Origin of the sequence: Chlamydia psittaci 6BC (assembly GCF_000204255.1) — a bacterium.
GTDB lineage: Bacteria > Chlamydiota > Chlamydiia > Chlamydiales > Chlamydiaceae > Chlamydia > Chlamydia psittaci.
In genome coordinates this window covers 566,376-591,565 of the sequence record NC_017287.1, presented here as the reverse complement: position 1 = coordinate 591,565, position 25,190 = coordinate 566,376, and the positions used below count along the sequence as shown (strand labels likewise).

Genomic DNA, 25,190 nt, shown 5'->3' with positions numbered 1-25,190 from the left:
ATAGATTAGTCTTACTATTTTAATTATAGTAAGATTTATTTTTTTTCGGTAATTTTATGCACAAAAGATTAAAGATTTTGTTAACTAATGATGACGGCATTTCCGCTAAAGGGATGAGTCTTTTAGTTGCAAATTTATTAAAAGCAGACTTTGCTGATCTCTATATAGTTGCTCCTACTACGGAACAGTCAGGGAAAAGCATGTCTTTTTCTTATACACAACCCGTCTCTATAGAAAAGGTGGACTATCCTCAGCCTGTTGCTGGGGCTTGGGCAGTTTCCGGTAGCCCAGTAGACTGCGTTAAGCTCGCTTTGGGAGATTTATTCCGTAATGATTTGCCTGATCTTGTACTATCTGGAATCAATCATGGATCTAATGCAGGAAGAAATATCTTTTATTCTGGAACTGCTGGAGCTGCTATGGAAGCCATTTTATCAGGTGTCCCCTCCATAGCTTTTTCTCAAGAACAACACATTTCTTTCTTTCAGGAAGAACATGCCCCTGAGATACTAAAAAGACTCTCCTTGTATGCTCTATCGAACCCTCTCCCGATTTTATCGGGCTTTAATGTAAATTTCCCTGCTAGCGAACATAACGAAGAGTGGAAAGGCATGCGACTTGTGACTACAGGAAAAGAATATGCCTGCGGTATTCCCAGACTTTTAGTTGATGATGGGAAACGCAAGTTCTTTTCTTTAAGTGATTGTCAAATAGTTATAGATGAAGATATTTCCGATGAGTGTCGAACTCTTTTGGAAAATTACATATCCGTGGTTCCTTTGCTCGTAAGAAATTCTCCTCTAGCTTTAACTAGCGAAGCTGAGTTCCAACAGTTACAAGAAGACTTTGATAATTTTATGAGCTCTGAATCAGGTGTTACACTCTTTGATTAAACTGATCCCACCTCTTGGGTATTCCTAATTAGAAAATCGGTAGAACATTCTCTCTACCGATCTCTTCCATAGATTCTTGAATCCTCTACAATACAGTTCTAGTTTACTCTAAAAACATGAGAATTTTTTTTAGGGATACGCTGTTGTTCTTCTAGCTCTTTTTTTAAATTTATAACTATTTCCTCTAAAGAAACAAAGAAACGTGCGACAGACCACGGTCTGTGTATCTTAGCATTTTCTAAAAATCAGAAACGCTGTGGGAAACATCTTAGGGTGTGTCTTTCTCGAACTTTTACTTGCAACAACAAGCTTTATTAATTGTTAGAGTAAAAATGGTTGTGATTAAACTATTTCTTCTGCTAACTTATGCACCTAATCTTGTTTGGATGCGTAGCTCAGCGGTTAGAGCACCTGTCTTACACACAGGGGGTCATAGGTTCAAATCCTGTCGTGTCCATTTGCGGGAGTAGTTCAATTGGTTAGAGCACCGCCCTGTCAAGGCGGAAGTTGCGGGTTCAAGCCCCGTCTCTCGCGAACATACAATCAGAGGTTGAAAATGCCCCACGGAACTCGTTTAACGAAGTTTAGCTTTCCTCTGTACTTTTCCAAGACCCTAAGCTGGTTTATTCTTGGAGGATTTTTAGCTGCCTGTGGAGTTCAAATGGTTCTAGTTCCAAATGAACTTATCGATGGTGGTATCGTCGGTTTATCTCTTATTGCCTCTCATTTCTTTGGTCATAAATATTTGCCGTTTTGCTTAATACTCTTCAATCTGCCCTTTGTCATTTTAGCCTTTAAACAGATTGGTAAGTATTTTGTCATTCAGATGATGACTGCTGTGATCATCTTTTCCTGTGCCCTATGGCTTATTGATTCCTTACCTTTATGGTTTGGTTTTAGCCCTATAGTGTTTAAAGGGTCCGAAATGGAAACAGTAGTTTTCGGTGGAGCTGTTATAGGGGTAGGTTGTGGTTTGATCATCCGTCATGGAGGATCTACGGATGGTACCGAGATTCTAGGTATCATCATAAATAAAAAAAGAGGATACACCGTTGGTCAGGTTATTCTTTTTGCTAACTTTTTTATCTTTGCCTTGGCAGGTATTGTCTATCAGAATTGGCATACGGCATTCGTATCCTTCTTAACTTACGGCATCGCAACGAAAGTTATGGATATGGTCATTCTAGGTCTCGAAGATACGAAATCTGTGACCATTATCACCTCCTCTCCAAGGAAACTCGGCCAAATCCTTATGGAAAACTTGGGAGTGGGTCTTACCTATATTCAAGCTGAAGGTGGCTATTCTGGAGAGCCTAGAAACATTCTTTATATTGTTGTAGAGCGTTTACAGCTTTCACAACTTAAAGAAATTGTCCACAGAGAAGATCCCTATGCTTTTATCGCTATTGAAAATCTTCATGAAGTAATCAATGGTAAACGTACCAATTAAGCTGGATTGGTCCAAACCTTTTCTAAATTGCTCTCTATATCTAGCAAAGAGAGAATTTTTCCAACGATATCGTTATTAATATCTTCAATAGTTTGTGGTTTGAAGTACCACATGGGCATTGGCAGTAAGATTATCGCTCCATTTTGCGATAATTTTAATAAGTTTTCTAAATGGATGGAGTGTAACGGACTCTCTCTAGGAACTAAGATCAGCTTCCTTCGTTCCTTTAAGGCTACATCTGCAACTCTTCGTAAAAGGTTATCTCCTAAGCCGATTGAAATAGCTGCTACTGTAGCCATACTACATGGCACGATAACAGTCCCATCGACATGATAGGATCCAGAGGCCAATTTGCTTTCTATAGACTTGATATTATGTTGGTGAATATACCGATGACTTTCTTCAGGGATTAAAGACAGCAAAGAAGAGGTATCTAATTCATAATAGAGCGTTTTCATTGCTGCTGTAGAAAGAATTACCTCAACATCATGTTGCATTTTAGATAGTTCTTGTATGAGTTTGACGGCTAATACTATTCCTGAAGCTCCTGAAATGCCTACGATATAACGTTTCATTCGTATCCATCTATTATGAAATTAATAAACTTACCATGACGATAAAAAAGGATAAAGCAAGGTAGATGTTTCCCCTAAAAAAACATCTCTCAAGATTAACATGATTCTTATCCAATGCGTAATAGATTTTGATGGTCTTCCCAATAACTAATACAGGTAATAGCGACAGTATAAGCCCTAATTTACTAAAAGATGCCAGCACGGCCATGGCTATATAAGATAGCAAACTTAGCAGTAAACATACTGAAGCAATACGAACAGCCTTTGCCTTCCCAAAACATGCAGGAATACTATAGAGCTTTTCTCTCCTATCAAACTCGAAATCTTGAATCGCATAGATAATGTCATTAGCAGCAATAATCATAGCAGCTGTTATTCCCCATAGGGAGGCTATGATAAACATTTTTAAAGAGAGAGGTTTTGAAGATAAAGCATAGAAATTCATAAGAATCGCAAGGTAATAAATAAGACCTAAGATCCAATGACACAAATAGGTAAAACGTTTTGCATAGGCATAAATAATCATAAGTAGAATAGCCAATAAGGCTAGCCAGGAGCATTCCTTACTTAAAAATGTACAGGGAACTAGAAAAAATAAGGATGCAAGTACCGTGGTTAAGAAAACAAAATGTATCGATAATTTTTTAGCGGGTAATACTCTAGAAGTTGTTCTAGGGTTTTTCTTATCAATGTCACGATCAATAATCTGGTTTACCAGTATGCCTACAGTTCTAGCACATAGAAAAGCACAGCCACCTATGAGTACAGTTGAAAATCCTTTCTCACTGAATCCTGAAGCTATCTCAGGGAAGGTTAGAGCGAATACCGTAGTTGCAGCAAGAAATACGGCCGAAAATACAGCGTATTTTATGTTTAATAATTGTTGGAAATACTTTATCTGAAAGGAAAACATTTTTAACTGCTCAAGTCTATAGATAACAAATGCATGTCTTAAAATGAGGATAGAGATACAAGCTAGCGTATAATTAAAATAGTGTAAAGTTTAAAAACTAAATTTCCCCTGCCCTATCTTTATAGTATTTGCTAATTAAAAATAGTTGAGATTGTGTATAATAATGCATTTATTGATAAAATTAGTTTTGTAGAATGCGATTTCTTTATTTTTATTTCACATTATTGATGTGTATTTCCCCCACTTTTGGTTCCTCTCAAAATTGGGAACCTCAGGATATACACGATTGTGAGCAGATTATTTCCGCTACACAATTTCATCAAGATCATGGCCCCTGGATAGTGGTGGCTGGCGGATTCTGTCCTACAGATGAACATTATAAAAAAGCTCAGAATATAGGATATCTATTAGTTAAGAATGGGTACGCTGTGGTTACTGGAGCAGGTCCAGGGATTATGGAAGCTGCTAATGCTGGTGCTGTACGAGCTGGGGGGGCATCTCTAGGATTTATCTTAAAGGGTGAGGAATTGAATGATCACATACCCAAAGAAAACTATTTACAGGTTTCCCATATCTCTCATCGTTTAGAAGGCATGGTTGGCAAAGCTTCTGGATGTGTAGTGTTTCCTGGAGGACTAGGTACCGTAAGTGAATGTTTTTTTGCCCTAGACCACTTTAGATACCTAGAAGTTCCTCATCCTGTCGTTCTTGTAGGCATGCAATTTTGGGGGCCTTTAGTAGAGTGGATGAAAAACTTACATTATACGCATACATGTCCGGGACATTTATACCTAGTAGACTCATCAGAGGAAGCTGTGGACATCATTTTTTCTCATCATAAGAGACAATCGTATAGTTTCTCCTCTAACTAAGTCCAAACATAGGTAATCGCAAAAAAGCTTTAGCTATCGTTTAAAAAAAAGAATATCATGTTAATTTGTTGTGTTTATTAGAATACTCAAACTAATCTTCATTTGTTTTGTAAATAAAATTAGATTTACATCATTTATAATAAGGTGGTAACATGATTGTTTTTCGTATTTTTTCTTAAACTTATGCTTGTTGCTCCTGAAATTCAATTTAAAAACTCAGATAATGAAGTTAAAACTATTTCCATATTAGCAAATAATGTTAACTTCATTAAAAACGAGCGACAAACTTTTCTCGCAGTTATTGTAGCTCTTGCCTTAGGAATCATTCTTCTTATAGTTGGCATTTGTGTATTGATTCTTCCTTTAGGACTGACCTCGGCCCTAAGTATCCCTTTAGGCGTAGCAGGAATAGTTATAGGTTCAGCAGCCATCGCGTACTGTCTTAAGGTAGTCTACTATCAAAACGCTGTCTGGAGGAAAAATTATCTAGAGATTAGAAATGTTCTCAGAGAACATGGATTACCTCGTCCCCAAGAAAAGAATACGGATCCCATTCTTTCCATTCTCTTCCCCTCTTCATTAGATATTTTAACATACAGTAGAGTACACTCTATGGGGAAAACAAGAACAGTCATCGCAATGGTGAAAATCGTTCTTGGTATAGGCTGTATAGTTGGCGCTGTAATTTCTCAACTTCTTTTAACTACGTGGTTCCGCCCCGGTATCAGTCTAGGTTTGGGCATTACAGGAGCCGCTTTATTTGTTGGAGGAATTCAGGATATACGTGCCTTCAGCTTGAGTGCTCAAGGGATCTCTCATTTCTATTTGATGCAGCATGAACAGATAGCACGAAAGTCCGAAAAAGAGCTTTCAGAACAAGTTGTAGAAAGTGCAAAATCTTGTTCAACTCTATTAGAGAGTCATTTAGAACAAGCAAATCAAAGGAATATGGATTTACAAACTCAGATTACTGCACAGAATCTCAAAATTAGTTATCTTCAAAATCGTATTTCTACTTTAGAAGCTATGCCAAGTTCTCAATCTAATGAAGAAGTAGCTTCGACCTGGTTCCCTACTATTGCTTCATCAATCTCTTCAATCTCACGATTTTTCACCACGCCTTCCACGACTTATGATCAGTTTGATTGCTTGCCACCGGCTGATTGCTTACCGGCTATTACCTTCCCTCAACCTATGAGTGAGAGGGCCGAACTTCAAAATGAAACGCATCCCTCTTCTTCTGGCAGCGATGAACATGAAGATTCATTTGAAGATGCCTCAGAAGAACTTGATTTTGTCGGATAAGTCTTACTTTTTAGTCAAATAAAAAGTTTTAACTCTTTTAATTGCGATTAACTCTATATTATATGCGTTTAGTTAGTCTTTTTATTATAAAGATTTATTCAATCTTCTTTTTTCTCTAAGAAAATAATAATGAATTTGTTAAAATCTTACTGATTTTTATTATTTTAAATAGTTTCAGATATGATACCTTCTATATTACGGTCCTCCTCTCAAGAAGAGGCATTGGAAAGGGTTTCTGTATTAAATCGGATATGTCAGCACTCTCATGTTAGTCGCAAGACTGTGAGTTTAACTCTTATTGCTGTGGGTATTATCTTAGTTATATCCGGTATTTTACTCTTAACCTTAACGATTACAAGTTTACCTTCGGCATTTTCTATTGCTTTAGGAGCAACTGTTCTTGCCCTTGGGACGAGTTTGGCTTCCTTTGGTGTGGCTCTCCGTATTCTTAAAAAGCCTCGGGTGAATAATGAGGGTGAAGTCGTTCTGGCTACTGAACTTATGAATATGAAACAAGTAGTCGAACAGAAAACAGAAGAAGTTAATCGATTGCAAGGAGAAGTGAGTGCTTCTCAAACACAACTTGCAGAAATTTCTGAAGCACTGACAACTACAAGAGAATTGGGAAATAATCTTCAAAGTCGTTTGGATGAATCTTCAGAGTTACTAACTCAATCTCGTGAAAACTTGGGTGCTGTTGAAGCACGTCTACAAACAACTGAAGAAACTCTTAGTCAAAAAGAAGAACAACTTGCAAGATCTCAAGGTGAGTTACAAGCTGAACAAGCTAAAGTAGCACAGCTAGAGGCTCAAGTTAGAGATTTAGAATCTCAACTGCAGGAAACATCCGCAAATCTTGATCGAGCTATTGCGAGTCAGCAAGATTTAATGGAACGGCTTACTACCGACCATGAGTCTGAAGTCACTAGATTAACACGAATGTTAACTACAAAAACGGAAGAATTAAACTCAGCTCACGAAACAATTAGTCAAATACAAAGGCACTTATCAGAACCTGGCTCTTTGTATGTAGGCGCTTCCTCTCCTAAACCTTTAAGAAAAAGTGCTTCTACATTTTCATTAAATGGGGATACTGGTAGCCCAACAGAACGTATCAATCGCTTTACTTCTATGCTCAATGCTGGTTTTAGCAGATTGAGAAGGTCACCTGGAGCTGTGACACCAACTTCTAGGAGTTCATCTTTAAGTGATCACAGTGATCAATCGGATCAAAGAGATCAAGATAGCGAAGATCAGGAACTTGAAACAGCTGAAGAGGCTAAAGAAGAAGAATCATAAGATTATTTCTTCTGTATAGAGTATCTCTTAATGGACCCGAGGCGCAATGCTTCGGGTTTTTTTATATATCTAAACAAATATGTCTTCGTTCTTTTTGAAGACTCACAGTCTGATTTAAGAATTGTTGAGCAGATTTCCAGAGTACTTTTTCTGTAGATTCCCTATGTAGATTATCGGATAAAATGCTAGAGATATTGGGATGATCTTCGGCTGTAGAACACTCAGGGAAAAACTTTTCTTGTGCATTAGAATAGAAGAAATCTGTTCCTAGGACAAGTTGATCTAGAATTCCCAATTTTTCAGCATGATGGATATGCTGTTTTAATCCTTGTAAAGAAGACCCAACAAAGTAACTTACGATATTTAAACCAATAACCCCTCCTCTAGATGCGATTTCTTTTGCATGGGCATCAGTAAGATTTCTGGGGATGTTTTGTACTGATCGAAAGTTAGAGTGGCTAGCAAGAACCTGCATGTTAGGAAGCTTGTCTACCGTATAGTCTAAAATATCATCGGAGAGTTTATCACAACAATGGCTAAGGTCTATAGGAATAGCCAATTGATTCATAATTTCTAATAAACGTTTCCCATCAGAGGTAAGTTTATAGGGGTCACAAACTCCTCCCCCAAAACGGTTTCTTCCGTTCCATACAATCCCTAAATAAGCAATAGGCCCCATAGAAAATAGATCTAGGAGTTTTGTGAATAGCTCACTGAGATGTTGGGAATCAGAACCTAATCCCGAAGCATTTTCTATACTACGAATAATAGAGAGGGTATTTTCCCCAGCATCATGATTCAGGTTATCAGAATCAAAAGTAATTAAACGGATACGATTATCCGAATCAGGAAGGTGAAAAAATAGTTGATTTTGTGTATCAGCGCTTGGAGAGCTCATGCTATGCTCAGTAAATATAGCACAAACTTGCTTTCTCACTCCCCCAGAGAGTAATTGACTTGGAGAGCAGCGCACGCAAGGATCTTCATAGGAAAAAGTTTTATGAGAAAGAAGGTCGCAGTGCATATCTATGATCATGACATTCACCGAGTGTATGTATAACTATATGGAATTAGATAAGGTCTTAGCTCTGGATATGCTGATGTTTCCTGATCGTAGATAAATACCACAACAGGTTCGACAGATCTTAATGCTTGTCTTAAGGTAGGGTAAAAATCACATGGTTTAGGGTTGTGGCAAATTACACCTTGAAATCGAGCGTTCTGCTCAAGAAAATTCTTTAGAGCATCTTCATCTTTTACTGTATAAATTTTTACGTGTTGAGAAAACATGTGGCGCGTGTGTAAGCAAGCATCTATCTTTTCCCCTACAACGTCTTCGATAACTTGATGAGGAATCATTCCCTCACGATAGATCTTTAAAGGATCTGCAGAGATTACCGTAGATTCCAGTCCGTAGGAACAACAGCCTGGAATAACACAAATATCTTCCTGACAGAAGTCTTCAAGCACTTCTTTAGAGGTGATTGCTGGAGGGAAATTGGAAATGTTTGCAGACGTTCCAAGTAGCGGTCCTGCGAGATCGATGAGCTTATTCACTATAGGAATAGAAAGAATCCTAAATCCTAGTTTCTCTTGGTGAAATCTAGGGTTTTTATGGTCAACGAGCAAAGTCAACGGCCCGGGGAGGAACTTCTGTGATAACTTAAGTGCGTGTGTTGATAATGTACATCCCGAGAATTTTTCAATATCCTCAATAGTATTTACATACACAACCAAAGATTTTCCCTGATCTCTATGCTTTAAATCATAGATTTTCTCTTCGGCATTTGGGTAATTTAATGCCACTCCCAAACCATAAACTGTATCTGTGGGGAAGGCTATAACCTTGCCTTGATCTAAATAATCTGCAGCTTGTCGTAAAAAAAAATCTGGATCTGTAACAGACATAAAAACTCCAGAATTCGCTATTCTCTAAAATATTTCTCTGCAAAAAACTAAATTCGAGAAGACTTTAACATAGGCATGTTTCTAAATCCAATTTTTTCAATATAGGATCTATTTCACGAGAAGTATTAAAGTTATTAAAATAAATGACATTAATTATCTTCCCTATAGAAGAACGAATTATAAATTTTTCTATGTCTTGTGGGTTCAAAGAAACCCTTGATCTCTAAAATCAATCCGACTAATTTGGTCTAAATTTTCACTATAAGTTACTTTTGAGAGCATTCATGGAGTATTCATTTTTTCGTCGTAAGTTTGCTGGATTAGATTCCATAGTATGTCCTGGGGATCCCGATGATCCTATTATTATCTTTTGTCATGGCTATGGAGCAAATGCTGACAATTTAGCATTTTTCCCTTCAGCATGTCCTTTCAAAGGTGTACGTCCTACATGGGTATTCCCTCATGGTATTGAACAACTTTCTTATGAATTTGGGGGTGGAAGAGCTTGGTTCCCCTTAGACGTTCCTCTATTTCAGAGCTTAATTTCTAATCCGGATATTACCCCAGCAACAGAAGAACAATACCAAAAATTATTCAATATAGATTTTGAGAAACCAAAAGCAGCTTTAGAAAACCTTATTGAAGAGTTGGATCGTCCGCGATACGACATTATCCTAGGAGGCTTTAGCCAAGGTGCTATGATCACCACTCATCTTATTTTATCTTCAAAAATCCCTTATCGAGGAGCTTTAATTTGTTCTGGAGCATTACTATTAGAGAAAGGCTGGGAAAATAATATAAATTTATGTGCTAAGGTTCCTTTTATTCAAAGTCACGGATATCAAGATACCATTTTGCCTTATTACCATGGGGAACGGCTAAATCAGCTCCTATCTTCACGTTTACATGGAGAGTTTATTTCTTTTAATGGTGGGCATGAAATTCCTGCTGTTGTTTTACAAAAAATGCAGGAAACCATTCCCCTATGGACAAGTACGTTCAATTAATACCGAAGAACGATGATTCAGTGATGCAAGTTGTAAGGCTACCCATTCCATGCAGCTTGTCGCTGATGAAGAGTTATCTAAAGCTTGATAGGCTTTTTCTATAATCACAAGCACCTTTTCAAGAGGAAGTATAGGCAGATTAAGAATACCTTTAGCGTATTGCGGATAAGTCATAGCACTCGCACTGATATTTAAAGAAAGCATAAATCTATCTCTAAATAATGTTAAAAGAACTTCTAAAAGGTATTTAGCTTTATCTCTGAGCACTTGTTTATCTGTATCTGCACTACCTTTAACTATTTTTCCTACTTCTGTAATACTCATTTCTCCTGAGGCATACTTGAGTAGATAGGCGATTTCCTCTTCATTAGGGTTTGTCTTTTCTTGTCCTTGAATATGTATGGATAAACTCCGTGAAAGAATCGTTGCTGGTATACGTTGAAGTTTTGCAGATGTCAGTATGATTACACTGTGAGACGGAGCTTCTTCGAGGACTTTTAAAAATACAGAGATCGCAGGTAAAGTCATACGATCTACTTCATGAATAATATAGATCTTATAGTAGCCCTCATAAGGAAGTATTGCGATCTGTTTTTTTATGTCCCTAGGGATCTCTATAGAATGCAATCTTCCCTTTCCAGAAGGCTGAAACTCTTGAATATCAGGATGTAGTTTTTGGGAAATCTTATACCGCGCTTCAGGAGTATCTTTTAGAAGAATATGAGAGGCCAAGTTATAAGCATATTGAGAAAGAATGGATAATGAACTGCCGTGCAATAAAATCGCATGGCATACCTTACCTTGACTAATGTTATCAAGTAAGGCCTCCCAAGGTTCATTAGCTATCTTTCCTTCTATTTGCATAAGGCTAATTCTGTATAAGCGGTCATAACTTTGTTGAGTGATTCTTCTATAGGTTGTCTAGCATCTAAAACAAGATAGCTGTCAGGACGTGACTCGGCAAGAGATAAAAAACCCTCACGAATTTTTGTGTGATATGCCAAAGACTTATTTTCAAACTTATCAAAGGACTTTTGTTGTTGTTTTCTTTTTAGTCCTTCGTCCGCAGGAATATCTAAAAGGCAGGTAAGATTTGGAAGAATTTTTTTTTCTCCTACAACACTGTGACAGAGATTTGTCACATATTCCTTCCCCAGCCCTCCAACTATTCCTTGATAGACAATTGTAGAATCATGGAATCTGTCACATACCACAATTTTCCCTAATTCTAAAGCGGGGAGTATTTTTTCAGTTATGTGTTGTGCACGTGCTGCAAGAAATAAAAAAAGCTCCGTATAAGGAGAAATCTCTGTTGTGGAGGGGTCTAAAATCCAATCACGCACTCGCTCACCTAAGGAAGATCCTCCAGGTTCTCTAGTCGCTACAACTTCTTTCCCCTCAGCCATAAGCTTATCTTTTAGAAGTTGTGTTAAAGAGCTTTTTCCTGACCCTTCACATCCTTCAATTACTATAAACATGGCTTTATTCCTTTATACTTGTGGTGAGGCACTCTCTTCTTCAATATTCATTAGAGTCTCATCTTCATTTAACGAGAGTTTTTCCATTGCAACAAGGGTATCACCCTCTTTAACGTGAACTAAGCGTACACCTTGAGTAGACCTTCCCATCACACGTACATCTTGCATGTTAATACGAATAGCCTGTCCTTGTGCTGACATGAGTAAGATACTATCGTGATCTGTCACAGAAATAGCTCCAAGAACATCTCCATTTCTCTCGTTGATAAGAATAGAACGTACGCCTACCCCTCCTCGATTGGTTTCTCGGAAATCTTCTACTTGAGAGCGTTTCCCGAAGCCATTATCGCAGACAACAAGAACAGATTGATCATCTCTAACAATTTGACAAGCAACAACACGATCTTTTTCATTTTTCAATGAAACTCCACGTACTCCACGTGCTGTTCTTCCCATAGGTCGTACCTTATCATGAGGGAAACGTACAGCCATCCCCAATCTCGTGAATAGCATGACCTTTTCGTCTTCGCTAGTAATATGCACCGCAGCAATAAGCTCATCACCGTCATCTATTTCTAGAGCGCGAATACCTTTCTTTCTAGGATTGCTGAACGCATCAAGAGCTACTTTTTTGACTACCCCGTGTTTGGTTGCTAAGAATAAGAATCCTGCATTTTCAAAATTCTTAATATTAAGAACAGCGGCTAATTGTTCTCCAGGACGAATACCCTCAAGAAAGTTAATGATCGGTTTACCCTTAGCTCGTCTTTCCCCTTCAGGCAATTGCCAGACTTTCAACCAATAACATTGTCCAAAATTGGTGAAAATCAACAGGTAGTCTTTTGTTGATGCTGAATATACTGCTTTTAAAAAGTCCGAACCTTTCTTCATGTCAAATCCAGAAACACCATGACCACCGCGTTTCTGTTCTCTAAAGACTTTTACAGGCATTCTTTTTACGTAGTCATCTCCTGATATTGTAATAATCACAGGTTCGTTGGTGATAATATCTTCAATATCACGAATGTCATCGGCATCAAATTCTATCGTAGTTCTACGAGGAGTTTTATGAAGCTTTTGAAGCTCTTGAAGTTCATTTCTAATGATATCTTTTACTAAACCTTCATCAGCAAGAACACGTTTGTAGTAAGCAATTTTATTTACTAACTCATCGTATTCTTTTTGAATTTTCTCAGCTTCCAATCCGGTAAGTTGGTATAAACGCAACTCAAGAATAGCAATGGACTGATGTTCAGTAAATCCGAACTTTTCAATCAATTGATGCTTAGCGTGTTCTTTACTATCACTATTACGGATGGTATGTACAACATCATCTAAACAAGAAAGAGCTTTTAAGAAACCTTCAAGGATATGTGCACGTGCTTCAGCTTTATTTAACTCGTAACGAGTTCTTCTGCGAATTACCTCTGTACGGTGGCGTACCCATGCAGAAATCATTCTATGAATATTCATTGTCCTTGGAAGATTTTTATCCAAGGCGAGCATATTCGCTCCGAAAGTCACTTGAATATCAGTGAATTTATAGAGACGGTTGATAACAACTTCTGATGACTCTCCCTTCTTAAGCTCGAGAACAACACGGATACCATCTTTATCTGATTCATCTCGAACATCGGAAATACCTGACAAAGTCTTATCGTTAACAAGATCAGCAATTTGTTCAATTAATCGCGATTTGTTTACATTGTAGGGCATTTCTGTAAGAATGATATTCTCACGATGTTTGTCTGCGTTCTCTTCTACATGAAGACGTGCACGAACTTTGATCTTTCCTCTTCCTGTATAGTAGGTAGAGCGTATACCCTCACTACCACAAATCAGTCCCCCTGTCGGGAAATCTGGTCCTGGCATGACTTCTAAGATTTCTTCTATAGAGACGTCAGGCTTACTTAATACCAATAGCGTGGCTTCTATTAACTCTCCGAGGTTATGAGGAGGTATATTTGTTGCCATACCTACAGCAATACCAGAGGAACCGTTACAAAGAAGATTAGGAAACTTCGAAGGAAAAACAACAGGCTCGTGCTTCGTTTCGTCATAGTTAGATACCATATCTACAGTATCTTTATCTAAATCTTCCATTAGGAAGATCGCACTATGGGTTAAACGAGCTTCCGTATAACGCATAGCAGCCGCAGGGTCCCCATCAATAGAGCCAAAGTTTCCTTGACCATCGACCAGTGGATAACGCATCGCCCAGTTTTGAGCCATACGCACTAACGTAGGATAAATAACGCTCTCTCCATGAGGATGGTAATCTCCGGAAGTATCACCGCAAATTTTAGCGCATTTACGATGCTTCGCACCAGGAGTGAGGTTTAATTGCTTCATTGCATAAAGAATACGCCTTTGCGAAGGTTTCAAACCATCCCTGACATCAGGAAGCGCTCGAGAAATAATTACCGACATAGAGTAACGAAGGTAACTTTCCTTCATCTCTTCTTCTAGATTTTTAGGGACAATGATTTCTTCTTTGTTCAACATAGTGATAACCGTCTCCTAAATATCCAAATTATTCATCTTAACTGATAGAGCGTGATTCTCAATAAATTCTCTTCTTGGAGGAACTTCTTCGCCCATAAGCATGGTGAAGATATGATCTGCCTCAACAGCATCTTTCAATGACACACGAACTAAAGTTCTCTGTTCGGGATTCATAGTTGTATCCCAAAGCTGATCAGCATTCATTTCTCCAAGACCTTTATAACGCTGAATTTCTATACCTTTTCTTCCAAGGGCTTTGAGATGATCGATAACTTCTTTTAAAGTATAACAAGTATAAGGTAACGTTTTTGAATCTTCATTGGTTATCACCATTTCAGAATCTTTGGGATTGAGATAATGGCGAATATCTAAACCATAGTCTCGCAATTCCTCTTGAATTTCTGCAAAGATCGACGTTTTATATAATTCAATAACCTTCATAGAATCCGCATCTTCTCTAGATGCCATCTCTTCTTCTTTTTCCTCGGAAGAATAGAAATAGCGTCCACCTTGCTTCCCGCTTTGCGGAGGGCTATAATATAAAGGATAGCCTAAGGTTTCCTTGCGCATTTCTAAAAATTCAGAAAAAGGAACAGCTTTTTTCTCTAAAGCAACGATAAAGTTTTCTATGTTCAAGATAAGCTTGACAAAGCTGTCCAAAGCTTCTCCACTGATCTCACGATCTCCGTTTTTAAACACCAGTTTACTGTCACAAACTCCTAAAGTTAATAGATAATCATCCATCTCCTTTTCTGAAAGAATGTAACGGAAATCTTTTTTCTTGCTTACTTTGTATAAAGGAGGCTGAGCTATATAGACACATTCATTTTCAATTAATGCTGTCATATGGCGGTAGAAGAACGTTAATAGCAGAGTACGAATATGAGAGCCATCAACATCCGCGTCTGTCATGATAATGATACGTCGATAGCGTAGCTTACCTAAATTAAAATTATCCGATCCAATACCGCAACCTAAAGCTGCAATGATGGTTCCTATTTCTTGGTTTTGGAAGATCTTTTGTAAACGTGCTTTCTCAACGTTTAAGATCTTACCTCGGATAGGTAAAATAGCCTGAAAACGACGGTCTCTACCTTGCTTAGCAGATCCTCCAGCGGAATCCCCCTCCACAATGTACATTTCACATTTTGCAGGATCTTTTTCCAAACAGTCAATAAGCTTTCCAGGTAGTCGTGCGCTATCCAAAGCACTTTTCCTTAACGTCAGCTCCCTAGCCTTCTTTGCTGCCTCTCTAGCCTGAGCTGCAATGAAAACCTTTTCAACGATCATCTTCGCAATTTGTGGGTTCTCATCAAAGAAGATTGTTAGCGCTTCTCCAGTGATCTGTTGTGATACGGAACCTACATCACTATTTCCTAGTTTCTGCTTAGTTTGCCCTTCAAACTGAGGATTAGGAACTTTAACAGAAACTACAGCAGTGAGTCCTTCACGAATATCTTCTCCCGTCAACGAGAGCTTATCGTTCTTAGCTAAATTATGAGCTTTAATATAGGCATTAAGTACACGAGTTAGTGCTGTAGAAAATCCTGTAAGGTGGGTTCCTCCTTGACGTGTAGGAATATTATTTGCATATGAATAAATTAATTCAGAATATCCAGAATTCCATTGGAGAGCTGCTTCAAATTCAATGTCACCATCATCTCCAGTTCGACTTCCTGAAATATAAATTGGTTCTGGGAAAAGACTTTCTTTATTTTGGTTTAAATAACTAACGAAGGATTGAATACCTCCTTCATAGAAAAAGATGACTTTATCAAAACTGACGTCACGATCATCTTCAAAAATGATCGTTATACCACGATTCAAAAATGCAAGCTCTCGCAACCTTTTAATTAAGATAGAGCGATCAAAAACACATGAAGAAAAGATCTCATTATCTGGGTAGAAAGTGATTTCTGTTCCCTGCTTATCGGTAGCTCCTAACAACTGCAAACCAGTTACAGGAACTCCTCTGGAAAACTCCATCTGATAAGCTTGCTTATCTTTGTATACTGTGGCTACTAATTTTTCAGCCAGGGCGTTAACGCAAGAAACTCCGACACCGTGCAAACCTCCGGATACTTTATAGCTATCCTTATCAAATTTTCCTCCAGCATGCAGGACCGTGAGAACAACCTCTAATGCGGAAACATCTCTACCTTGTTTTTTCGATTCCTTTTCATGGGTCTGAATTGGAATACCTCGACCATTGTCAGAGATAGTAATTCCACCATCTTCTAAAATCCTTACATGGATTTCAGAACAATAACCCGCCATGGCTTCGTCGATACTGTTGTCTACAACCTCATACACTAAGTGATGAAGCCCTGTGATCCCAGTATCTCCTATATACATTCCAGGACGCTCACGAACGGCTTGAAGCCCTTCTAAAACAGTGATAGCTGAGGCGTCATAATTTTTTTCTTTTGCGTCCATACATTATCCTAACAAAAACTGTATTTCCTTGATCTTAGCGTGAGGAACTACTTGATGCAAACGAGCAATTAAACTACTTTGATGCATTTGCTTTAGCGAAGCGTATAAGGAAGAATTATAAATCTTTACTAATAGAATATGATCCTTAAATCCTAAAGCTTGGAACATCCCATTATACTTGGTTCCCAACATTTCATTCCATGCTTCTATTACTTCTTTAGGATTAGCAGCAACAATATGCTCTATTTTCTTCAGATATCCGTTCAAGTAATGCTTTGCATGCTTAATTGTAGAGGCTGTTTTTTTAGAGTTTTTTGCTCTGAGTGACTCTCGATTCTTAAGGAAAGGAAACATAAAACACCTAAAAGAAATACAACATAAATGTTTGATCATACGTTGCATTAAAAGAATGCCTTATATCCAGCAACATGAAAAAAGTCAATACGGCTTTACGAGTTCTTTTGGCCGTCTTTTATAAATAACAACATGACCTTACTCATGTCGTGTTCTTAATAAAAATGAAACAAGAATTCAATGCGATGTCTCAAAACAGCAAGAAACATTAGACGCATGCTGGCTCTTCAAGATCATTCTCTAATCTTATGGATCGAAATCTTAAATTATTTCCGTTAACAACTCAAATCTGTTTGATTTTTGTTGAAAACTCTCGTTATGTTGACGACATCGTCTGGAGACAAGCACGTGATCACTCCCAATTTCACGACAACTAAAGACAACAGGAGGATCAACATAACAGCAAATGAAATGACGACTTTAAACACGGCAATAGCAAATTCTAGAATTATCAAAACAACTCCTAGACCTAAGCACTCAACAATACCTCTAAAATAATGCCCTGTTTTATAAGATAACACATCCTGTACTTTGTAACTGCCATCACCGAAATCCTTAACAATAACCTGAGATACTCCGGTCTTCGATCCAAACATTTTATTGTATTGCGCAACTGCAGCTATCCGCTTCGCTCCAATGTATATGCCAACTATAGGAATTGAACCTAGCAAGTTGATTTCTAAGTTAGTTGAGTATAGAGAACATTCAAAAGGAGAGCTGAAAGGACCTTTAGGCCCTAAAACTGCAGTACTCGACATCAATCCACCTTGATTTTACATAAATTTTTAACAATCAAAAGAAAAATGGTAAAAGTCTTTCAAAAAAAATCAAGAAATCGTTGCCAAGTATGCCTTAAACCTACTGGCAACGGGGTAGATCAACTCTTACTTGAGCCATTCTACATGTATTACTGAAGTAAAAAGATCCCTTGATATTTCGCATCGAAGAAATCCTTCACAGAACGACTTTGCAATAGCTGTTGTAGTTTTTGCATTCTTGAGTCTTCCATATCTTCAGCACGTATTACAACAACGTTGGTGTACTTGGAAGTATGGACATCCTCTAGGTATAGACTATTTTTATATGGATAGATTCCCCCCGCAATGGCGAAGTTTCCAGGAATAACTGCAGCATCAACATCTGGTAAAGAAGATACCAATAAAGGTGCGGCAATCTCTAGAATAGTTACCTTTTTCCCTCCACAACCAAAGACATCTTTTGCAGTGATATCTAGATGAGAAGCTTCTTTGTAACTAATCAAATTGCAGTCTTTCAATAAGTCTAGAGCGCGTTGTTCGTTTGTTCTATCTATAGGAACTGCTATACGCAACTGTTCCTTGACTTTAAGCTCTTCGAGAGACTGGGTTTTACTAGAATATAAACCCAGCGGTTCTAAATGTACTTTAGCCAAAACAACAAGTTTTCCTTCGCAATGGTACCGAGCACACTCATCCTTTAAGAAGTCTTCATGTTGAAAATAATTTGCATCTATTTGCTTATCTAAAAGCAAACGGTTAGGTACACGATAATCATCTATGGGAAGGATTTTAAATTGCAGTCCAAGGGATTGCGCCTCTTTTTCTAAACTATAAAGCAGCTCAGCATGTGGTGTAGGACTTGCAGCAATTCGTAGAACTCCTTCTGAATTATTGTGACAACCTGTTAAAGAGATGGCTAAAGCAAGTAGCGAGAGTATTTTGATTTTTTTCATAAAATCCCTCGATGTTTTAGTATACGCCGACCTAAAGTGTCTCCCAAAATTCGAATACCTTCAATGAAAAATAAGGTGATAATCAAGACAGATAGAGTAATTGAAAAATCAAAACGATAATAACCATACTGCAATAAAATCTGTCCCAATCCTCCTCCTCCAACAAATCCTGCAAAAGTAGAGCAAGCAATCAAATGGACAACGAGGTTTTTTAAAGAAAAAATGAGCTGGGGGAGAATTTCTGGAAAAAGTATATCTTTTAGTATTTTTATTTTAGGTATTCCTAGAGCAATAGCAGGCTCAACACAAGTTAACGCCCCGGTACGCAATGCTTCGGAAACGAAAGAGGCAACTAAAGGTAGAGCGCCAAAAGTCAGAGGAACTATTGATGCTGTAGCCCCCAAAGAAGTCCCTACTATCCAACGTGTTAAAGGGAATAAAATAACGATTAAAATAGCAAAAGGGATGGCCGTAAGAAAACTTAAAATAATAGAAACAACGGAATGAAAACCCTTCATCGGCTTTAATCCATAGGAAGCCGTTATGAATAATCCTAACCCTAAAAGCCCACCTAATATTGAAGAGAAAAAGAAAGAAGCGCATACCATATATAAAGTACTGCCTGTTTCCTTAACTAACATATAAATCATGTCTATTTGCATATCTACAATACCGCTATCTTGACTTCTGGACTTGCTTTACTATAACCCCTTTCTCTCTAAGAGAACTTTTTGCCCAATCTCTTTGTTCTTTTTCTCCAGATAAAGCAACAATAAGGAAACCCAAAGGAGTTTTACGAAAGAGATTGATATCACCAGAGAGAATATTCATAGAGATCCCTCCACTCTGGATGAGTTGACTGATCATTCCTTGAACTGCCAACCCTTTCGGAAAGCCTAATCTTAAAATTTCTTCATTCTCACCATATTCATAAATTCCCTTTGCGATGGAATGCATATGGAAAAGTTCTTCTGTAATCGTGCTCTGAGGATTTAAGAAAAGTTTTTCCGTAGGACCTAATTCTTCTATGCTTCCCTGATGCATAACCAAAGTCTGGGAACAAAGTTTTTTCACGATTTCGATTTCATGAGATACGAATACTTGGGTGATCCCCCTTTCTTCATTCAACTGCAACAATTTATCCACAACATCCTCGGTTGATCTAGGATCCAAAGCGGAAGTGATTTCATCACAAAGCAAAACCATAGGGTCAGAGACAATAGCTGTGGCAATCGCGACTTTTTGTTTCTGTCCCCCACTTAATCTACTTGGATATGCATGTTTTCTCTCGTAAAGATTAAAAAAATGCAAAGCATCATCAACCTTCTCTTCGATGAGAGATTTTGTCATCTCTGGGCAACGAACCTTCAGGGGGTATGCAATATTTTCAAACACTGTTTTTGCTAAAAACAAGCCGCAGCTTTGAGAAACATAGGCAACCCGCTTAGCAAAGGCTGTGCGAGAAATTTTTTCTATTGGGTTAGAAGTATGGAAACCAGCTATCGAGATGGATCCAGAAGTTGGCTCCACAAGAAAATCAAGACAGCGTAACAAAGTGCTTTTCCCAGAGCCACTATGACCAATAATGCCAAAAATTTCACCAGGATACACAGAGAAAGAGATACAGTTTAGAATACGATGGTTCGCTATTTCCTTGTTTAATTCTTTTACAGAAATGATGGGAGAGTTTTGATTAAACACAAAGAAAACCTAAAAACAAGATATGCTGGTAAATCTATAATAGATCAGCCTTTATGTTTAAAGGATAAAAAGTAAATAGAGATTAATTTAATAAAACCCCCATTCCACAAACATCCTGTTAATAAAATAACAGAAATATGTTTTATGATAAAAGTTGAGGAAGAATAGCCCCCGCTATTTTTCTAGATTCAATGAGGCGCAGCAATTCGCGTTCAGAAATCCCTAAAGCCGAGCATAAACTACCTATTTGTTTATAGGTAAACAACCCTAGGGAATGTCCTCCTAAAATTAACGTAGAAACTGCAGAAGCTATAGCAGCCTTACCAGCATAGGGAAGATAATCTTTCAGACGAGTTTGTAATTTCGGTGCACTACGAATAGCTTGTAAAATACAGAAAATTTTAGATGTTGATGTAGGCGGATGCTGACGCAAGAACTCTACTGTCTCTGAAAATGATGAACTTAGTTGAGGATCAGGGCCAGTGCCTAAACTATAAGCTAATCCTGAAACACCTGATGGCAAGTGATCACCTAATCTCTCAAAAATTCTTTGAGACTCTCTTATAAGTGTAGTATCTTGTTCGGCTGGGTCTCTTTCAGCTAGATCTCCCATCACTGTGATTGCACGCAAATTATAAGGGTCGATACCTTCAAATGGTATATTAACAGCAGCCTGTGAAGCAGGCATAGCCCTGCCATGCGCATTTACATCATGGATCTGCATAATCGATTGGATGTCTGGATTGTTTCTCCCGTGTACAAACACTAAAGCCCCAATAATATTTCCAGAATTCAACATTTCTAAAACTAACATCTTATCTTCTTGAGGTAGAGAGAGTTTTTCTACTGACCCCACAATATTCGCAGCGAGACTCTGGTTGCAGAGACACCATCCTGAGAGCAACACGTTCAAACTTACCAAGGATGCTGTATAAGCTGATGGTTGGTTTAATGTTTTGATTAACCGAATAAGAGCAAAGAGGTTGTCTGCATGCTGTACATTTATGAGGGTATCGTGTAACCAGAAAGCTCCCCAAAGATCACTGGAGAATGCTGCTTTAGCATTACAAGTAATGGACAAAATAGAGTGATTATCCGCACCAAAAAATGGTATTGTAGACATGGTGAGCAAGTCTCCAACGCTCACGGGAATTTCTCCCCGCTTTACCTTCTCCCAGATTTGCTTTATGCCTCTACAAAAAACAGAAAAGGATTTAGTAGCTTTACTATGTTCTCTTCTATACTTAGAGTGTTCTTCTATAGAAGGATGTTGCCCACCCGCTTGCGCAATGTCCAGGAGGCGCATAAGGTTGGATTGAAATAAAGCATCTACGTTCATTCTCTCCAAATCAGGAGCGGTAGCATCAGAAGTCGATGGTTGTTCCTCATCAACTGAAGCTGGAACTCTTTCGGGAGAAACCTCCTGTTCTTCACCTACTGTTGATGCAGGAATTCCTTCTTCAGGCTGATCTTCAGTTGCAAGATCCTCAAAAACGGAATCCTCAGTTTGTGTCGGGACAGGTAAAGGTTCTGAAAGAGACGGAGAGGGTGTGGGAGTAGAAGTTGATGATGTTTCATGAATCGCATTCGAGCTAGAAGTTGTGGATACTCGATTAGAAACTAGTCCAGAAGCTGGTTGTTGTGATCTTAATCCATATCTCGGAAGTTGTGTGATCCTTTGCGGCTCTACACTTTGTAAAAAGTCTAAAGAGAAATTACAGAAGGTAGTTCTTAACTCTTTAGAAGCTTCAGAAAGCTCAGAAAAGATTTTTCTAATTTTAAGGAAATAAATAGCTAAAGATGTCAAGGATACTGCTGTTGTACCCAAAAGAACCAACCCCAATATTACAGTAAAGGCAATAGGAGCCCCAGGAATTAGTTGAAGAATAAGAATAGTTAATAACAAGATAGCTGCAACTACAGAAGAAATTAAACCAATAATTTGGGACTGTCTTATTTTACATGCAGTATCCTTATCACTAGAAACAACAGAAACTAGTTCAGAAGAGACATCATGAATAGGTTCATTCGTAGTAGTGTTAGTTCGAAGATGAGGATTAATTGAAGGTTGTGACATTTAATTTTACTCTAAAATAAAGAAAGCGCTACTCCATTTTAAATGTTTAAAGATTTTAAAAAGTATAGTTTTTTCTCTTTTTAATGATTGCTTTTATAAAGATTCTTGACAAATTTTACTCATTAACCCCAAACTAACCTTTGTTACCACTTAAGGAGACTGTATTTGTATGTCGAAGATATATGATTTGCTAGGCGATGACGCAGAAGATTTGTTAAAACACAAATGCAAACATATCCTCAAAGAAAATCTTACACTTCCCTCACCAGATTTTGTCGATAAAGTTTTTTCTTATTCTGATAGAAACAACCTTGTATTAAGATCTTTACAGTCAATGTTTTCCCACGGAAGGTTGGGTAATACAGGGTATCTCTCAATTCTTCCCGTAGACCAGGGAGTAGAACATACAGCGGGGGCATCTTTTTCTCCCAACCCCATCTATTTTGATCCCGAAAACATTATTCGCTTAGCGATTGAAGGAGGATGTTCTGCTGTGGCCTCTTCTTATGGAGTTTTAAGCTTACTCTCAAGAAAATACGCTCATAAAATTCCTTTTATGTTGAAGCTCAATCATAACGAGCTATTATCCTACCCAACAACCTACCACCAGATTTTCTTCAGCCAGGTAGAAAATGCGTACAATATGGGGGCTGTTGCAGTTGGAGCCACCGTGTATTTTGGTTCTGAGACATCTTCAGAAGAGATCATTGCAGTTTCTCGCGCTTTTGCACGAGCTAGAGAACTAGGATTGGCCACAGTATTGTGGTGTTATCTACGAAATCCCCACTTTATCACTAATGGTGTCGACTATCATACAGCTGCTGATTTGACCGGTCAGGCCGATCATTTAGGAGCAACTTTAGGTGCTGATATCGTAAAACAAAAACTACCTACATGCCAAGGTGGTTTTAAAGCTATTAAATTTAGTAAGACCGATGATAGAGTATATTCCGAACTCTCTTCAGATCATCCAATTGACCTGTGTCGTTATCAAGTGCTGAATAGCTACTGTGGTAAGGTAGGACTTATTAATTCTGGAGGTCCCTCCGGGAAGGATGACTTTGTAGAGGCAGCAAAAACTGCTGTAATTAACAAACGAGCTGGAGGTATGGGGCTCATTTTGGGAAGAAAGGCTTTCCAAAGACCTATGGCCGAAGGCATACAATTACTAAACTTAATTCAAGATATTTACTTAGACCCGAGTATTACAATAGCGTAATCTAAAGAAGGCTCTTATGCACACCCATTCAAAACCCTCAAAACCTCTAGGAACTTTTACTGTTGGAATGTTATCTCTAGCAGTAGTAATCAGTTTAAGGAACCTACCTCTAACAGCAAAACACGGCTTATCCACTCTTTTCTTCTATGCATTAGCCGTATGTTGTTTTATGATCCCTTATGCACTTATCTCTGCAGAATTAGCATCATTTAAACCTCAAGGAATTTATATTTGGACTCGTGATGCCTTAGGAAAATGGTGGGGATTCTTCTCAATATGGATGCAATGGTTCCATAATATGACTTGGTACCCAGCGATGCTTGCATTTATTGCAAGTACCCTGGTGTATAAAATTAATCCAGATCTAGCTCACAATAAAATCTATCTGGCTACTGTTATCCTCGCTGGATTTTGGGGTTTAACCTTCTTTAATTTCTTCGGAATTAGTACATCAGCGTTGTTCAGTTCAATCTGTGTTATCATAGGAACTTTGATCCCAGGTGCCATTTTAGTCACTTTGGCTATTTTCTGGATTCTATCTGGTAATCCTATAGCCATTTCCCTTTCATGGGGGGATCTAATTCCTGATATTCACGGTATGTCTTCTTTTGTATTGTTAGCAGGGATGCTGTTAGCCCTATGCGGATTAGAAGCTAATGCTAACCTTGCCTCTGATATGATCAACCCTAGAAAGAATTACCCGAAAGCCGTGTTTATTGGAGCAATTTGTACATTAGCTATCTTGGTTTTAGGATCTCTTTCTATAGCCATTGTTATTCCAAAAGAAGAAATCAGTTTGGTTTCGGGGCTTGTTAAAGCATTTTCTTTATTCTTTGATAAATACAATCTTTCTTGGATGACAAGCATTGTTGTAGTTATGACCATCGCAGGATCTTTGGGAGAACTTAACGCATGGATGTTCGCAGGAACTAAAGGCTTATTCGTCTCCACACAAAATGACTGCCTTCCTAGAATGTTTAAAAAAGTAAACTCAAAGAATGTCCCTACAAACCTTATGTTATTTCAAGCTATTGTAGTCACTGTGTTTACTTTGATATTCCTGTGTCTAGACTCAGCAGATTTAGCGTACTGGATCCTTAGTGCTTTAAGTATACAAATGTATTTAGCAATGTACATTTGCCTATTTATTTCAGGTCCTATCTTACGTATTAAAGAGCCAAAAGCTCAGCGGCTCTATTCAGTTCCTGGGAAATTTTTTGGTATCTGCCTACTTTCATTCTTAGGAATACTTTCTTGTGTATTTGCTTTATGGATTAGCTTCTTACCTCCTCAAGAAGTCACACAATTATCTGGGGCTTATAAAATAGGATACTCCGCCTTTTTATTATTAGCCTTCTCAATAAATTGTATGATACCTTTTGGCATCTACTACGCTCATAAAAAATTCATTAAATAAATCTAAGAGAATGCACAAAAGTAGTACCTTAAATCCTTTTTAAGGACTGCTTTTTGTGTTTCTTAATCAC

22 protein-coding genes and 2 tRNA genes are annotated in these 25,190 nt (G+C 38.0%); 10 read left to right on the top strand and 14 right to left on the bottom strand.

The genetic code is table 11. The features are described 5' to 3' along the window. Nucleotides 1–56: 56 nt before the first annotated feature. The 4 genes from surE (at nucleotide 57) to G5O_RS07750 (ending at nucleotide 2,343) form a co-directional block, all read left to right on the top strand. On the top strand, nucleotides 57–893 hold the full coding sequence (surE, locus tag G5O_RS07765; RefSeq protein WP_006343196.1) for a 5'/3'-nucleotidase SurE: 837 nt from the start codon (nucleotides 57–59) through the stop codon (nucleotides 891–893). Between the two features lie 384 nt (nucleotides 894–1,277). Beyond that, nucleotides 1,278–1,350: transfer RNA gene (locus G5O_RS07760), tRNA-Val, on the top strand. A 3-nt stretch (nucleotides 1,351–1,353) separates the two neighbouring features. Further along, nucleotides 1,354–1,427: transfer RNA gene (locus G5O_RS07755), tRNA-Asp, on the top strand. A gap of 22 nt (nucleotides 1,428–1,449) precedes the next feature. Beyond that, nucleotides 1,450–2,343, top strand: a complete 894-nt coding sequence (locus tag G5O_RS07750; protein ID WP_006343195.1) for a YitT family protein — start codon at nucleotides 1,450–1,452, stop codon at nucleotides 2,341–2,343. Here G5O_RS07750 and G5O_RS07745 read toward each other — a convergent pair. Beyond that, complete coding sequence (locus G5O_RS07745) at nucleotides 2,340–2,918, bottom strand: flavin prenyltransferase UbiX (protein WP_006343194.1); 579 nt, start codon at nucleotides 2,916–2,918, stop codon at nucleotides 2,340–2,342. The two genes, G5O_RS07750 and G5O_RS07745, sit on opposite strands and share 4 nt — an antisense overlap. Nucleotides 2,919–2,931: 13 nt before the next feature. Continuing rightward, the gene (locus tag G5O_RS07740) at nucleotides 2,932–3,831 is read right to left on the bottom strand and encodes a UbiA-like polyprenyltransferase (protein WP_006343193.1); all 900 of its coding nucleotides are present in this window, start codon (nucleotides 3,829–3,831) and stop codon (nucleotides 2,932–2,934) included. 227 nt (nucleotides 3,832–4,058) lie between these two features. On the opposite strand from G5O_RS07740, the gene G5O_RS07735 reads away from it, so the two are divergent. The 3 genes from G5O_RS07735 (at nucleotide 4,059) to G5O_RS07725 (ending at nucleotide 7,307) form a co-directional block, all read left to right on the top strand. Next, nucleotides 4,059–4,703 (top strand): LOG family protein, encoded by a 645-nt coding sequence (locus G5O_RS07735; protein ID WP_006343192.1) that lies wholly within the window; start codon nucleotides 4,059–4,061, stop codon nucleotides 4,701–4,703. 183 nt (nucleotides 4,704–4,886) lie between these two features. Beyond that, the gene (locus G5O_RS07730) at nucleotides 4,887–6,008 is read left to right on the top strand and encodes a CPSIT_0556 family inclusion membrane protein (RefSeq protein ID WP_006343191.1); all 1,122 of its coding nucleotides are present in this window, start codon (nucleotides 4,887–4,889) and stop codon (nucleotides 6,006–6,008) included. A 180-nt stretch (nucleotides 6,009–6,188) separates the two neighbouring features. Continuing rightward, the gene (locus G5O_RS07725; RefSeq protein WP_006343190.1) at nucleotides 6,189–7,307 is read left to right on the top strand and encodes an IncA family protein; all 1,119 of its coding nucleotides are present in this window, start codon (nucleotides 6,189–6,191) and stop codon (nucleotides 7,305–7,307) included. Between the two features lie 61 nt (nucleotides 7,308–7,368). Here the strand turns inward: G5O_RS07725 and G5O_RS07720 are convergent, their stop codons facing one another. Together G5O_RS07720 and G5O_RS07715 are read right to left on the bottom strand one after the other, a co-directional pair. Then, nucleotides 7,369–8,343: a dipeptidase gene (locus tag G5O_RS07720; protein ID WP_006343189.1), complete on the bottom strand. Its 975-nt coding sequence runs from the start codon at nucleotides 8,341–8,343 to the stop codon at nucleotides 7,369–7,371. A 5-nt stretch (nucleotides 8,344–8,348) separates the two neighbouring features. Further along, nucleotides 8,349–9,215 (bottom strand): L-threonylcarbamoyladenylate synthase, encoded by an 867-nt coding sequence (locus tag G5O_RS07715; RefSeq protein WP_006343188.1) that lies wholly within the window; start codon nucleotides 9,213–9,215, stop codon nucleotides 8,349–8,351. 284 nt (nucleotides 9,216–9,499) lie between these two features. On the opposite strand from G5O_RS07715, the gene G5O_RS07710 reads away from it, so the two are divergent. Beyond that, a complete protein-coding gene (locus tag G5O_RS07710; protein WP_006343187.1) occupies nucleotides 9,500–10,222 on the top strand; it encodes an alpha/beta hydrolase family protein in 723 nt (240 codons plus the stop codon). On the opposite strand, the gene G5O_RS07705 is transcribed toward G5O_RS07710, so the two are convergent. The 10 genes from G5O_RS07705 to G5O_RS07660 all read right to left on the bottom strand — a co-directional run bounded on the left by G5O_RS07705 (nucleotide 10,199) and on the right by G5O_RS07660 (nucleotide 22,484). Next, nucleotides 10,199–11,086, bottom strand: a complete 888-nt coding sequence (locus tag G5O_RS07705; protein WP_006343186.1) for a DNA polymerase III subunit delta' — start codon at nucleotides 11,084–11,086, stop codon at nucleotides 10,199–10,201. The genes G5O_RS07710 and G5O_RS07705 overlap by 24 nt on opposite strands. Then, nucleotides 11,077–11,700, bottom strand: a complete 624-nt coding sequence (gene tmk, locus G5O_RS07700; RefSeq protein WP_006343185.1) for a dTMP kinase — start codon at nucleotides 11,698–11,700, stop codon at nucleotides 11,077–11,079. The genes G5O_RS07705 and tmk overlap by 10 nt, the downstream gene beginning before the upstream one ends. Before the next feature lie 12 nt (nucleotides 11,701–11,712). Beyond that, nucleotides 11,713–14,205, bottom strand: coding sequence for a DNA topoisomerase (ATP-hydrolyzing) subunit A (gyrA, locus tag G5O_RS07695; RefSeq protein WP_006343184.1), 2,493 nt, complete (start codon nucleotides 14,203–14,205; stop codon nucleotides 11,713–11,715). A gap of 15 nt (nucleotides 14,206–14,220) precedes the next feature. After that, the gene (gene gyrB, locus G5O_RS07690) at nucleotides 14,221–16,641 is read right to left on the bottom strand and encodes a DNA topoisomerase (ATP-hydrolyzing) subunit B (protein ID WP_006343183.1); all 2,421 of its coding nucleotides are present in this window, start codon (nucleotides 16,639–16,641) and stop codon (nucleotides 14,221–14,223) included. Between the two features lie 3 nt (nucleotides 16,642–16,644). Next, nucleotides 16,645–16,995: a DciA family protein gene (locus tag G5O_RS07685; RefSeq protein WP_006343182.1), complete on the bottom strand. Its 351-nt coding sequence runs from the start codon at nucleotides 16,993–16,995 to the stop codon at nucleotides 16,645–16,647. A 275-nt stretch (nucleotides 16,996–17,270) separates the two neighbouring features. Further along, complete coding sequence (locus tag G5O_RS07680) at nucleotides 17,271–17,753, bottom strand: hypothetical protein (protein WP_006343181.1); 483 nt, start codon at nucleotides 17,751–17,753, stop codon at nucleotides 17,271–17,273. A 149-nt stretch (nucleotides 17,754–17,902) separates the two neighbouring features. Then, the gene (locus tag G5O_RS07675) at nucleotides 17,903–18,706 is read right to left on the bottom strand and encodes a MetQ/NlpA family ABC transporter substrate-binding protein (protein ID WP_006343180.1); all 804 of its coding nucleotides are present in this window, start codon (nucleotides 18,704–18,706) and stop codon (nucleotides 17,903–17,905) included. Then, nucleotides 18,703–19,368: an ABC transporter permease subunit gene (locus tag G5O_RS07670; RefSeq protein WP_013462668.1), complete on the bottom strand. Its 666-nt coding sequence runs from the start codon at nucleotides 19,366–19,368 to the stop codon at nucleotides 18,703–18,705. Before G5O_RS07670 ends, G5O_RS07675 begins: the two co-directional genes overlap by 4 nt. 13 nt (nucleotides 19,369–19,381) lie before the next feature. Then, complete coding sequence (locus G5O_RS07665) at nucleotides 19,382–20,407, bottom strand: methionine ABC transporter ATP-binding protein (RefSeq protein WP_006343178.1); 1,026 nt, start codon at nucleotides 20,405–20,407, stop codon at nucleotides 19,382–19,384. Nucleotides 20,408–20,549: 142 nt separating this feature from the next. Further along, nucleotides 20,550–22,484 (bottom strand): CT214 family putative inclusion membrane protein, encoded by a 1,935-nt coding sequence (locus tag G5O_RS07660; RefSeq protein WP_006343177.1) that lies wholly within the window; start codon nucleotides 22,482–22,484, stop codon nucleotides 20,550–20,552. A gap of 169 nt (nucleotides 22,485–22,653) precedes the next feature. Between G5O_RS07660 and G5O_RS07655 the strand changes: the two genes are divergently transcribed. Together G5O_RS07655 and G5O_RS07650 are read left to right on the top strand one after the other, a co-directional pair. Then, a complete protein-coding gene (locus tag G5O_RS07655; protein WP_006343176.1) occupies nucleotides 22,654–23,703 on the top strand; it encodes a class I fructose-bisphosphate aldolase in 1,050 nt (349 codons plus the stop codon). 16 nt (nucleotides 23,704–23,719) lie between these two features. Next, a complete protein-coding gene (locus G5O_RS07650; protein WP_006343175.1) occupies nucleotides 23,720–25,120 on the top strand; it encodes an amino acid permease in 1,401 nt (466 codons plus the stop codon). Nucleotides 25,121–25,190: the final 70 nt, after the last annotated feature.